The organism is Bacteroidia bacterium (assembly GCA_040880525.1).
GTDB lineage: Bacteria > Bacteroidota > Bacteroidia > CAILMK01 > JBBDIG01 > JBBDIG01.
Genome location: JBBDIG010000051.1, coordinates 18908 through 30958 on the forward strand (window position 1 = coordinate 18908; position 12051 = coordinate 30958).

A 12051-nucleotide genomic window follows, 5' to 3' on the forward strand; every position below is an offset into this window, starting at 1 on the left:
AGTGCTCACTGTGCAGGGTGGGATTCTCCAGTTAGCTTCTTCAGATGGCAAGAAAAATCAGGGTTGATCCTGGGATCCTTATTTAGAATAAATCCTATCCTGATCCATTTCTGCTATCTCAACTGGAAGTTGAAGTGCATGGTGCCGAATTGTTCTTCGGGTGTGGTGGAGCTTCCGGGTGAGAACCTGGTTTCTTTGGCGGCCTTTTCAGCGAGTTGCCACAGGCGGGTGTCAGTGGTGGTGCTGCCTCTTAAAATGGCTTTTGCGGAGAGCACATTGCCTTGCTTATCCACTTTAATTTCCACTGCCACAATTCCTCTCACCTGGGTTTCGTCATTGATTTTCGGAGCTTTTACCATTTTGCGGCCTGTAAGGCTGAAGTTGATGCCTTCGCCTCCGAGTTCACTGCTTCCGCTGGCTCCTTTCTGATCGCTTTCCTTGCTGCCATCAGGATCGCCCGGTTTGTCGGGTCTGTTACCGGATCCGCCCTCGCCTGATTTCTGACCGGGAAACTCAAATGCCGGATTGGACTCTCTGGGAGGTTTTTTCGGCTGTTCATCCACTTGCTTATCTGATTCAGAAGTCGTCTCCTCCGGATTATCAGAAGGTTTTATCACTTCCTTTGTTACCTCGTTAGGCTGCTTTTCTTCCGGTTTTTTTTCTTCCGGTTTTATTACGGGCGCATCTTCCACATCCTGGGTTACAATGTCTTCTATAGGTTCCGGAACTGCATCTTCCACAGGTTGCTGAGATGCCTGCTCCGGCTGTACCTGCTCATCCTCAATTTCCTGCGATTCGGAAACGGCAGGTGCATCATCAGGCACTGGATTATCGCCCATGCTTTCGTTACCGAACTGCACTAAATATCCCTGCTCTGCGGGAAGCGGCAGAGGTGTAGTGAGTCCAATAAAAAGAAAGAGGATTAAGAGTGAAGCATAAAAGGCTGCGGTGATAATGGCAGAAGTCCTTTTATTTTTCTTTTCTAATTGTTGTTCTTCCTCTGTTACAATTGAATTCCGTGAAGTTTGCATCTGTATTAATAATTGAATCAATTATTTTCTTAAAACGATGAATCTGCAAAAATGATGTAACAGGGCGCTAAATTCCATAATTCAGAAAAAAGGAAAACGAAATTTATAGGTTTGAAACAAACAGGAGTTGCGGAAGAGATTACTCAGGCTCCGTTGCCAGAATGACTTTGGCGTTTAGTTCATTCGCCATTACCATCACTTTCACCACATAATCAATGGGTACGCTCTTATCGGCATTTACCACAATGGCCGGTTCTGCCGGAGCCGGAATTGCAGCAAGATCCTGCCGCATCTTGTTTTTAAGCGACTCCAGCGGGACCTTCTCATTGTCTATTATATATTCCAGATCAGGTGTAATATTTACGGTTACGTTCTGGGGAGTCATTGTAGTGCCGGTTGCCTTTGGCAGAAGAAGTTTCAGCGCATTGGGCGTAACAAATGACGAGGTCAGCATAAAAAAAATGAGCAGCAGAAAAATAATATCTGTCAAAGATGCCATGCTGAATTCGGCCCTGACCCTCGATCTTTTTTTAATAGCCATCGCTAAGCAGGTTCGTGAAGAATGTCTATAAACTCAACGGTAACGCCTTCCATACGGAAAACGACTTTCTCGATCATAGCCGTCAACAGGTTGTAGCCGATATATGCAATGATGCCCACGGCCAGTCCCGTTGCTGTGGTAATGAGGGCTTCATATATACCCCCGGCCAGCATGCCCGGATCAATGTTGTTGCCCGCATTGGCAAGATTGTAAAATGCGCGGATCATCCCGGTTACGGTACCCAAAAATCCGATCATAGGCGCAGCACCAGAGATGGTAGCCAGTGTGGCCAGATTCTTTTCGAGTTTGAATACCTCCAGGTTTGCTGCATTTTCTATGGAGGCTGCAATATCTTTTAACGGATTCCCGATACGCGTCAGCCCTTTCATGATCATTCGTGATGAAGGCGTATTGTGCTGGCGGCAAAGGTCTATGGCACCTTCAATATTGCCATTCACCACCATGTCGCGGATTTTATTCATGAAGTTCTGCTCCATTTCTCCGGCCTTTTTGATGGTGAGATACCGCTCTATAAAAATATAGACGGCAGCAATAGCCAGGATGAAGATCGGGATCATCAGCCAGCCGCCTTTCAGCAGCAATTCAAAAAGAGGTAAGGTTTCTTCGCCACTCTGGCCGATTGCAGAAGTGTCTATCTGCAGGATAAGTTTGTAGATCATTCTAGTTTATTAGTATCCAGGCGCTGGAATTTTCCTTTTGCCTGATAATGCTCAGGAGGCTGTCTGCTTCTTTGGCCTTGCTGGTTTTTGTTATAGAAACTCTGAAATGCCCGAAGTCAGTATTAATAATGCCGGGCGTATAACCTTTACGCTCCAGCGACCGTACCAATTTTTCAGCATTTCGCTGGCGGGAAAAGGAACCTCCAATAATATAATACACGTCTTCTTCCAATACGGGTGCGGTTTCAGTCAATAGATCCGGTTCATCAACCAAAGGATCTGAATTTTCCAAACCTGTCATCTGTGGTTCATCAGAAAGGGTCTCATCATTCACGATCCTATTGTCTGGCTGTGGTTCGGGGGCGTCTGAAATTATTGGGCGGCTTTCTTCCGTACTTGGTTGTTCATCTTGAATGGCGCCTTCGGTATCATTCGTTCTTCCGGTAAAAAATCCGCTTAGGTTTTCCTGAATGTCAGGTTTTGTGAAAATGAGATAGCCGCCAACCAATAAAAAAAAACCAATAAAAATAATGGCTGCCGCCATGGCCCAACCCCATTTGCGCTTGCGATCCCCCGTGGGGGCTTCTATCGTTGCTGCATTTTGCAGGTGCTGGCTTATATCGGTCTTTTGTCGTTCTACGGGAATGGCCTCCACTTCTTCCATTCCAAAAGAATCCAGCAAAAGATTTGGCGCTTTGGGATCCGGCAAAAAATAGATGTTCCCTTCGTCATTCAGCGTGCAGGTTCCTATTTCCTGCAGATATACCTTTCCTTCGTTTTGAAGCATTTCCCTCCATCCTGCCACTTGCTTTGATACCTGCTCCTCTGCTTCTGCGTAAGTGTATCCGTTTATTTTGGCAATGTGGTTAATCAACAATCCATCGCTTGCCTGAAGCGCTTCATTGAAGGCAATTTTTTTGGATGGAGCAGTGATAACCTGGCGGGTTTTTATAAGCCGGGCAGGTTGATAGTGGGTTAAAAACCCGCCCAAACCTGGCACTACTACGCAGTTATTTTCCTGTAAAAGGAACCTGATATGATTCTCAAGATGCACTATTGAGGCGATTTTTGGCAAAGATTAAAAATTTTAACTGAAAGGTTCTACAGAAGTTTTGCGCAAGCTGTGGAGAGGGCAAAATGAAGGAACCTGAAGAAAAATGTTGGGATCAGCAATTTAAGGTTGTGAATCTGCCAAAGATAGCAGTAAATATACATAGGTGTTTTTTTCAAAAAAATAATGCACAAAATGCCAAACTACGTGTTTATAAGTAACAAACACGAATTTTCCTTAGTCACTCATTAAAACAGTTAGAACAATGGCAAAGCACAATTTTGATCGTACACAGGGATGGTCAGGCAAGGAAGCCAATGATCGTTCTAAGAAGCAGTTTGGACCAAAGCGCGATGAGCGTATATATGATAGCTTTGAAGGAAGCAGCATGAAACACGGAGAAGAGAATGATAAGCATCCCTCTATTGCCCCCGGAAAATACGGCAGGCAGGAATATGGCACGAATAACTTGCCCGTCAATGCACGAAAAGACAGCGAGAGTGATGGCGCACGCTATCACTGGGGTGATGCTTCCTCTCCCGTGGAGAACCATGGCCGGCCCGACCGGTATGGAAACTCGTCAGAAATGCAAAAGCCCCATGAACAAAGTGGTTCCGCAGAATCCGAAGGAGACCGTGATCGCGGAATTTCTGAAAAAGGGGAGGATCGTAGTGAACCTGATGAACGATTCCAGCGGCCTGCCGACAATTATGAGCGTTACGAAGGCTGGCCGGTAAACCAGGGAGGCTATTCGGAGCAGGATTTCTGGCAGAATGAGCCGCCCAGGAATAGCTGGCAAAAGCAGGAAGATCAGGAGGGCAGCCAGGAGCGATACTACGAAGGGCAGCCGCAAACCGGGAGGTCTATGGGCCATACGCATCAGGACTACAGCCAGAACTGGAATCAGAACCGGGAAAATTATCCTTCCAGTGCTGAGCGCCAATACCCGCAGTATGAGAAGCATCGCGAATCGGAAATAAACACGGGCCAGGAAGAAAGCGCATCCAAGCCCGGAAATATTCCGGTTGATGAAAAGAAAGCGAAAGACGACAGGAGAAGCAGGAATGCGAAAAATGGATCGGACAAAGCTAAACCGCGCTGATTATTTTGCGGAAAATGATAATTTTTGTTTTTAAATAGGAGAGTCTGGCCTTCAGTCAGGCTATTTGCTTTTATATCAGGGTCGTTGTAATATTTAATATCCCAAAACCGGCTTTTACAGCATTAAGAAGTGTTTTAACTTTTTGTTTATAAGAGCGTTGTAATTGCTGCTGTTCTTTTAAAGCCGAACCCAATGCAACTTTTCCTTGATGCCCATAGGCTACCCCAATCTCTTGCAAAATCAGCAAGCTTTTTTACATCTGATAAATATCACAGTGAGAAGAAAACCTCTCTTTCCCTGAAGCAAAAGCATGGGCAAGGGGAAGTTCGTGCAATTGCTTTTGATGGCGATATTGCATTCATTCAGCTTTCTATGAAGTTGAAAGAGCCAATGGACCTGCTTTTGGACTACAAGGATAACAACCTGCTCTGTTTCAGCTTCTGCCTGCAGGGGAAATTCAGCTTCAAAACCGAGGGTGCTCATTCTGCAGAAATTTTGGTTACACCCCTTGATAGCTGCATAAATTCAAAAACGGCAGCACAACCCATTCATTTTATTTTCCCGGCTGCCAGGGAAGTTAAATGCGTGATGGTGATCGTGGACCGGGTGAAACTGATGAAAAAGGCTGAAGCTGAAATGGACGCGCTGCCTGCTTCGCTTCAACCTTTTTTTTTGCAGGACCATGACCATCCGGGGTTTTTCAGGCAATTGGGTAAAAACAGTGAGATCGCCCGAATCACAAATGAAATTTTTACCTCAGATGGAAACATGCTTTCCGAGTATCTTGCCTTGGAGGCGGCCGTGCTTCAACTGGTAGCATGGCAGATGAAACAGTTGGAGGCAGAAGAGAATGGACAGAACAACCAGCGTAATATGATCCGCTATGACTGGGAGCGCATTATGGAAGCGCGAGATGAATTGGTACATGATATCAGGAATCCTCCCACCATCAAAGAGTTATCCCGAAAGGTTGGGATCAATGAAAATAAGCTTAAAAAGGGATTCAAAAAGGTCTTTTACATTACGCTTTATCAATACCTTATTATTGCCCGGTTTAAATTAGCAAAAGAGCTTTTGGAAGAGGGTAGACTAAATATTTCGCAAATCGCAGAACGGGTAGGCTACAACAACAAGAGCCACTTTTCCAATAAGTTCAAGCGAATTTATGGCGTGCTTCCTAAGGATTTCGTTAAGGGCGTCCAAGCTGAAAAGCGCGATAACGGGCATTTCATCACGATTGGTCCAGGCGGCTAAAATTCGTTTTAGGTTAGTCTCAGTCCTTTTGAAAATGAAAATTGCAGGATCGGCTCTCTACATTTGTACCTCAACCGCCCCTGGTGATTATCCCGGTTACTTGCCACTTTCCACACTTCCTTTTCCAGGGGCGGTTTTTTTCTCATCCTCTTTCAGGCGCTCTGCCATCACTCTCACCTGTTCATCCCCCATTTCTTCCCGGTCGGGCATTGTTATTTTTCAATACATCATTACCGGGTAATATTTGTATCGTGAAAGAACAAAAGCACTTTCAGGTAAAATAAAAAATAATCAAAAATGGGAACAATGAAAAAAGCAGCAATAGGCGTGGTTATTTTAATGGTATCAGTAGTAAGGCTCTATGCACAAGAACTTTATTATACTGACAATGGCCATGTGGATTTTTATTCCAGCGCCCCGGTAGAAGATATTAAGGCTGATAATAATCGCGTCACTTCATTTCTTAAAACCAATGGTGACCTGGTATTCGCAATTCCTATCCGCAGCTTTGAATTTGAGAAGTCATTGATGAAGGAGCATTTCAACGAAAAATATATGCACACGGATAAATATCCCAAAGCAAATTTTAAAGGCAGGATCATCAATGTAGATGAGGTGGATTTCAGCAAGGATGGAATATACGATGCAACTGTAGAGGGTGATATGACCATTCATGGCATTACCAAACCATATAAAGTGGAAGGAACGCTTGAAGTGAAAGGTGAACAGATCATAGCAAAAGCAAAATTTCCGGTGGCGGTGAAAGACCATGATATAGAAATTCCGAAATTATTGGTAAAAAATATAGCCGAAGTAGTGGAAGTAACAGTAGATATTACCTACACTCCTCACACAAAGTCATCCTCCAATTAAAGAAATCTCATTATCTCTTTTTCCAGGAAAGTGCGAGGGCCGGCCTCACCGCTATGTCAAAAAAGCCCTCCACTTTCCGTTTTATTTTTATATCATTGAATTAAATGAAAAAGATTAAATTTTATCATACATTGATCTTCCTCCTGTTGCTAATCCAGCCAGGAGTTTTTTATGCTTTCAGCCAGTCGCAGTTGTACACGGTAAGCAGCGGGAATGTGAATTTTACAAGCGAGGCACCGCTGGAACTGATTAAGGCATCATCGCAAAATATCAAAGGATTAATTGATCCTGCAAAGAGAACTTTTGCATTTTCAATTGAGATGAAATCATTCCATGGATTTAACAGCCCGCTGCAGCAGGAACATTTTAATGAGCGCTACCTCGAAACGGATCGCTTTCCACAGGGTACCTTTTCGGGAAAGATCATTGAAGACATTGACTTTGAGGCAGACGGAAGCCATGAGGTCCGGGCGAAAGGAATGCTGACAATTCATGGTGTGGCGCAGGAAAGGATTATGAATGCTAAAATTATGGTAAAAGACAATGTGCTTACCATCAGCTCCAGTTTTCTTGTGCCGTTAAAGGAGCATGAAATCAGTATTCCCAAAATTGTTTATCAAAAGATTGCTCAGGAAATCCAGGTGGAAATGCATGTGGAACTGAAGAAACTATGACACGCCTGCTGCCCGGTTGGAGGATGAAATTTAGCTTAGCTCTGATACTTATTCTTATAGCGGCAGGTGAAGCTTGGGCACAGGTTCCCAATTTCCGTCAGTATGATGTAGAAAAGAAGTTTCCGGGCATACAGGTAAATGTGGTGTACCAGGATCCCACAGGATTTATATGGTTTGGCACCAACGAGGGACTGATTCGTTTTTCAGGCACCGAATTTCAGCAGTACAACCTTGATAGCGTTGAGGCCCCGGCCGTAACAGCACTGCACCATGATGAGCATGGCCAGTTCTGGACAGGTTTCAGTGATGGCACCATCGCCCGTTTCAGCCAGGGAATTTTTCAGCGCTTTGAACCTGCGGGGAAATTGCCGGCAGCCGCCATTACAGGGATCATCAGCGGGTCGGATGATATTCTGTGGTTCAGCACCTATGGCGAGGGACTTTTTTATTTTACCAATAACAGGCTGTATAATATGAGTGAAACCGACCGGTTTCCTGACAATACAGTCTATGATATTGCAAAGGATCAACAAGGCCGGATTTGGGCGGGAACGGATGGCGGCATCGGCATATGTAGCTTTAGGAATAACCGGAAAGTGATTGTAAAGATCAACACTGAAGATGGGTTGCCGGACAACATAGTGACAGCCCTTGCTGCCGATGAAGAAGGAAATATCTGGATCGGGATGCATGATGCCGGGGTAGCAAAGTACATTGTCAAAGAAGAGCGATTCGCTGAGGCCCAGCCTGGAACCTGGCAGTATGGCCCGCTAAAGGATTTGACGGTTTTTGATGATGAGATCTGGGCGGGAACAGATGGATATGGAATTGTGATCATTGATCAACATAATAAATTGCACCGACAGCTCAATTATCCGGAGTTGCTGTCCACCAAAGTATTGGACGTAACGGGTGATGCTGAAGGCAACGTCTGGATATCTACGCAGTATGGGGGTCTTTTTTCCGCCAGCCGGAGGTTCAGCTTTCTGAAAATGATCGGCAATAAAAAGCTTGAAGACCTTCATGCGGTGCTGGCAGTTAACGGTAATGAACTCCTATTCAGTGACAGCCGGGGTTTATATAATTTTAATTTTAAATCCAAAGAATTATCTCAATTGCTCCACACGGATGAAAATCATTTTGTGATAAGTCTTTATCAGGACACCTTCGGATTCATCTGGGCCGGCACTTTTGGGGACGGGCTTTACCGGTTTGATGAAGCAGGAAACAAAAGCCATTTTACCGAAGAAAACGGACTGATAAATAATAATGTGCTTTCGATCAATGGTGAGGGCAAAACGATCTGGTTTGCCACATTGGGCGGAGTCAGCAATGCAGAACTCACTAAGGGTGAAGAGGTGAATTTCCGGAATTTCAGTGGCCGTGAAGGCCTCGGCACCAACTACATTTATCAGGTTACACCCGGTAATAGAGGAGATGTTTGGTTTGCTACAGACGGCAAGGGCCTGGCCCGGTTCAGCAATGGCAACTTCGGAAGTTTTAATGGGATGGGTGGGCATGACATAAAAAGTGTGTACTCCGTAGCTGCTGATGATGCGGGTTACATCTGGTTCAGTACGGCTTCAGAAGGGCTGTTCCGGTTAGGAGGCGATACCGTCACTCATATCGGGCAGGAAGAAGGGCTTAGCGACCTGGAAATTACCGCAGTAATAAATGCAGGTACTGATCTTCTTGTATTGCACAAGGATGGAATTGACCTGGTGGATGGAAAATCGCTGACGGTTCAGAACTACGGAAGCGAAGCCGGGATAGGGGATATAAATCCTGATCTTAATGCTTTTTCAAGGGACAATGCCGGCAACGTTTGGATCGCCACGCAGGAGGGATTGCTGCGATATCATGCGATAGAGAGCGGAAGATGGAAGCATCCCAAAACGGTATTGGACGAAATGCTGATTTACCTGCAACCGCGAGAAGACTTCTCACAAACGCTGAAGCACAACCAGAACCATGTCAGCTTTGAATTCACTGCGCTCTGGTATCAAAATCCCGGACAGGTAAGCTTTCAATACCGCCTTGAGGGCTTTAATGAAGAATGGATACAAACGCAGGACAGAATGGTGATCTACCCGAACCTGGCGCCAGGCAAGTACAATTTTCAGGTCAGGGCCACTGCAAATAATGATTTTGCCGGCATTCCGGTCATTGCCTATTCGTTCGTCATCCAGGCTCCATTCTGGACTTCCTGGTGGTTTTATGCCCTGTGTGCGCTATTCACGGCCGCCATTATTTATGGCATTGTGAAACTCCGCGAAAGACAAATGCAACTTGAGCAAAGACTGGAAAGAGAAAAGATAAGCTTCCAGTTTGAGACGCTGCGAAGCCAGGTAAATCCGCACTTTCTCTTCAATAGTTTTAATACGCTCATCAGCATTATTGAGGAGGACAAGGAGGTGGCTGTGGAATACGTGGAAAATCTCTCCGAATTTTTCAGAAATATTCTCCAGTATCGCGACCGGGAGGTGATTCCCCTCCGCGAAGAGATTGAACTGATCAATGCCTACTATTATTTACAACGGAAACGGTATGGCACAAACCTTAGCCTGAATGTGAATATTCATACCCAGGACCTGGAAAAATATATTCCGCCCCTCACCTTGCAATTGCTCGTGGAAAATGCTGTGAAGCATAATATTATTTCACGAAGCAAACCGCTCGAAATAGAGATCTTTTCCACCAATAACCATCATCTCATTATCCGAAATACCCTACAGAAAAAGCAGAAACCTGAGCGTTCAACGGGGATAGGACTGGAGAACATCAGAAAGCGGTATGGCATGATGACGAGTGAAGAGATCTTAATAGCCGGGGAAGGCAATCACTTTACGGTAAGTATTCCATTGATAGAAGCGAAACCTTTATAAAAGAATTAAATATGATGAAACATTTACGAATTCTTATTATCGAAGATGAGGAAGCAGCGGCAGGAAGGCTTGAAAAGCTGGTGCAGCAAATTGAGCCTGAAAGCATAATCCTGGCAAAACTGGAGAGCATTGAGGAATCTGTCAAATGGCTGAAGGAAGAAGAAAAACCTGATCTGATACTCATGGATATTCATCTGGCGGATGGTTCCAGCTTTCAGATCTTTGAGCAGATGGAAGTGAAAAGCCCGGTAATTTTCATCACTGCGTATGATGAATATGCTGTCAGGGCATTCCGGCTCAACAGCATTGATTACCTCATGAAGCCGGTGAAAAAGCCAGAGCTGCAGCAGGCGTTAGAGCGCTTTAAAAAGCTGCATGAGGGTGAAAAAGCCCAACTCAATTACCATGAACTGGCCAAGGAAATACGGAAACAGGAGCAGCAGGTCCAAAAGCGTTTCCTCGTGAAAATAGGCCAATCGCTGAGGGCTGTGGAGCCTGAGCAAATTGCATTTTGCTACACCGAGGAAAAAATTACTTTTTTCTGCACTTTTGATGGCCACCGCTATCCTGTTGATTATTCGCTTGACAAGCTGGAGGAGCTTCTGGACCCCCATCTCTTTTTCAGGATCAACCGCCAGTTTATTATCAATATGAAAGCGATTGACAGCATGTACGCTTATTCCAAAGGCAGAGTAAAAGTAACCCTGAAACCGCCTGCTCCGGAACAAACCGTAGTGAGTGTGGAGCGCTCACCTAAGTTCAAAAATTGGCTGGAAGGGGAATAACTGTTCAACGTTATAATGTTCAACGTTCACTGCTCACTGATAACTGCCTCACTGTTCACTACTAAACAATTCCGGGTTCAGGTCGCTGAATTTCTTTTTGCCATTAACAAAAAACGCTTTGACGATGCTTCCCCTGTATACGCCTTTAACGTGATGGAAATCAAGCCGTTTTTTAATTTCCTTGCGCTTAGAGATCCACTTTGGCTGGTAAAAATAAAAGCTGAGATGGGCTCGTAGAATGGCGAAGAAAAACCCTGATTTTCCTTTGGCCAGTGCCTCCATTGCGGCTACGCCATCCAGCACCATGCGGGTAAATATTTTTGAGAAAGCAGCCTTGAGCGGCAAATTTTTCTGAAGCATAATAAGGCTGTTCCGGAAATTCAGAAATGTTTTCCTGGGATTATCCTTGGGCAGGCTGCCTCCACCCACATGGTAAACGACAGATTGTGGCACAACCTTCAGGGAATGGCCGGCATTCTTCATACGCCAACACAGATCTATTTCCTCCATGTGCGCAAAAAAGTCCTCGTCAAAACCTCCGAACCTGTGGAAAATATTGGGCCTGATGAACATGCAGGCGCCAGAAGTCCAGAAAACTTCCTCCACCGTATTGTATTGTCCCTCATCTTCTTCTAATTCAGAGAAAAGGCGGCCCCGACAAAAGGGGTAGCCGTAGGCATCAATATATCCGCCTGAAGCACCGGCATATTCGAAATGGCTGCGCCTGGCGAGCATCCTGATCTTTGGCTGACAGGCAACAATATTTTTGTCCTGCTCCATCACCTCAATCACCGGTGATATCCAGTTTTTTGTCACCTCCACATCCGAATTCAGCAATACATAATAATCCGTCCGGATCTGCTTCAGCGCTGTGTTGTAGCCTCCGGCAAATCCTTCATTGGTGGCATTAACGATGATCTCAACTTCCGGGAACTGTTGCTGCAGAAATTCCACTGAACCATCTGTAGAGGCATTATCGGCTATAATGATCCGCAGATTCGGATAGGTTGTGTTCAGCACTGAAGGCAGGTATTCTTCAAGGAAGTGGCGCCCATTCCAATTCAGGATCACAACAGAAACCTCTGGCAGCGCTTTTCGATGCGGATCGGGAATTACCATTTTTCAATATTTAAGTTTAAATGAAACCGTTCTGATTTTATAAAAAATATATAAAA

The 12051-nt window shown here is 45.0% G+C and carries 11 protein-coding genes; 6 read left to right on the plus strand and 5 right to left on the minus strand.

Annotated features, from left to right (window positions below):
- Positions 1–113: 113 nt before the first annotated feature.
- The 4 genes from WD077_14365 to WD077_14380 all read right to left on the minus strand — a co-directional run bounded on the left by WD077_14365 (position 114) and on the right by WD077_14380 (position 3327).
- On the minus strand, positions 114–1031 hold the full coding sequence (locus tag WD077_14365; protein ID MEX0968413.1) for an energy transducer TonB: 918 nt from the start codon (positions 1029–1031) through the stop codon (positions 114–116).
- Between the two features lie 139 nt (positions 1032–1170).
- On the minus strand, positions 1171–1572 hold the full coding sequence (locus WD077_14370; GenBank protein MEX0968414.1) for a biopolymer transporter ExbD: 402 nt from the start codon (positions 1570–1572) through the stop codon (positions 1171–1173).
- Between the two features lie 2 nt (positions 1573–1574).
- Positions 1575–2252: a MotA/TolQ/ExbB proton channel family protein gene (locus WD077_14375; protein ID MEX0968415.1), complete on the minus strand. Its 678-nt coding sequence runs from the start codon at positions 2250–2252 to the stop codon at positions 1575–1577.
- A 1-nt stretch (position 2253) separates the two neighbouring features.
- Positions 2254–3327, minus strand: a complete 1074-nt coding sequence (locus WD077_14380) for an SPOR domain-containing protein (GenBank protein MEX0968416.1) — start codon at positions 3325–3327, stop codon at positions 2254–2256.
- 241 nt (positions 3328–3568) lie between these two features.
- Between WD077_14380 and WD077_14385 the strand changes: the two genes are divergently transcribed.
- The 6 genes from WD077_14385 to WD077_14410 all read left to right on the plus strand — a co-directional run bounded on the left by WD077_14385 (position 3569) and on the right by WD077_14410 (position 10876).
- On the plus strand, positions 3569–4405 hold the full coding sequence (locus tag WD077_14385; GenBank protein MEX0968417.1) for a hypothetical protein: 837 nt from the start codon (positions 3569–3571) through the stop codon (positions 4403–4405).
- Positions 4406–4597: 192 nt separating this feature from the next.
- Complete coding sequence (locus tag WD077_14390) at positions 4598–5659, plus strand: AraC family transcriptional regulator (GenBank protein MEX0968418.1); 1062 nt, start codon at positions 4598–4600, stop codon at positions 5657–5659.
- Positions 5660–5965: 306 nt separating this feature from the next.
- A complete protein-coding gene (locus tag WD077_14395; GenBank protein ID MEX0968419.1) occupies positions 5966–6532 on the plus strand; it encodes a YceI family protein in 567 nt (188 codons plus the stop codon).
- 104 nt (positions 6533–6636) lie between these two features.
- Positions 6637–7206 (plus strand): YceI family protein, encoded by a 570-nt coding sequence (locus WD077_14400; GenBank protein MEX0968420.1) that lies wholly within the window; start codon positions 6637–6639, stop codon positions 7204–7206.
- Positions 7203–10091, plus strand: coding sequence for a two-component regulator propeller domain-containing protein (locus WD077_14405; GenBank protein MEX0968421.1), 2889 nt, complete (start codon positions 7203–7205; stop codon positions 10089–10091). Before WD077_14400 ends, WD077_14405 begins: the two co-directional genes overlap by 4 nt.
- Positions 10092–10102: 11 nt before the next feature.
- Positions 10103–10876: a LytTR family DNA-binding domain-containing protein gene (locus WD077_14410; GenBank protein ID MEX0968422.1), complete on the plus strand. Its 774-nt coding sequence runs from the start codon at positions 10103–10105 to the stop codon at positions 10874–10876.
- Positions 10877–10924: 48 nt separating this feature from the next.
- On the opposite strand, the gene WD077_14415 is transcribed toward WD077_14410, so the two are convergent.
- On the minus strand, positions 10925–11995 hold the full coding sequence (locus WD077_14415; GenBank protein MEX0968423.1) for a glycosyltransferase family 2 protein: 1071 nt from the start codon (positions 11993–11995) through the stop codon (positions 10925–10927).
- Positions 11996–12051 lie beyond the last annotated feature (56 nt).

Bases quoted from the DNA above. Each gene is read 5' to 3' on its own strand.
- WD077_14365 (MEX0968413.1), bottom strand. From the start codon at position 1,031: ATGCAAACTTCACGGAATTCAATTGTAACAGAGGAAGAACAACAATTA.
- WD077_14370 (MEX0968414.1), bottom strand. From the start codon at position 1,572: ATGGCTATTAAAAAAAGATCGAGGGTCAGGGCCGAATTCAGCATGGCA.
- WD077_14375 (MEX0968415.1), bottom strand. From the start codon at position 2,252: ATGATCTACAAACTTATCCTGCAGATAGACACTTCTGCAATCGGCCAG.
- WD077_14385 (MEX0968417.1), top strand. From the start codon at position 3,569: ATGGCAAAGCACAATTTTGATCGTACACAGGGATGGTCAGGCAAGGAA.
- WD077_14390 (MEX0968418.1), top strand. From the start codon at position 4,598: ATGCAACTTTTCCTTGATGCCCATAGGCTACCCCAATCTCTTGCAAAA.
- WD077_14395 (MEX0968419.1), top strand. From the start codon at position 5,966: ATGAAAAAAGCAGCAATAGGCGTGGTTATTTTAATGGTATCAGTAGTA.
- WD077_14400 (MEX0968420.1), top strand. From the start codon at position 6,637: ATGAAAAAGATTAAATTTTATCATACATTGATCTTCCTCCTGTTGCTA.
- WD077_14405 (MEX0968421.1), top strand. From the start codon at position 7,203: ATGACACGCCTGCTGCCCGGTTGGAGGATGAAATTTAGCTTAGCTCTG.
- WD077_14410 (MEX0968422.1), top strand. From the start codon at position 10,103: ATGATGAAACATTTACGAATTCTTATTATCGAAGATGAGGAAGCAGCG.
- WD077_14415 (MEX0968423.1), bottom strand. From the start codon at position 11,995: ATGGTAATTCCCGATCCGCATCGAAAAGCGCTGCCAGAGGTTTCTGTT.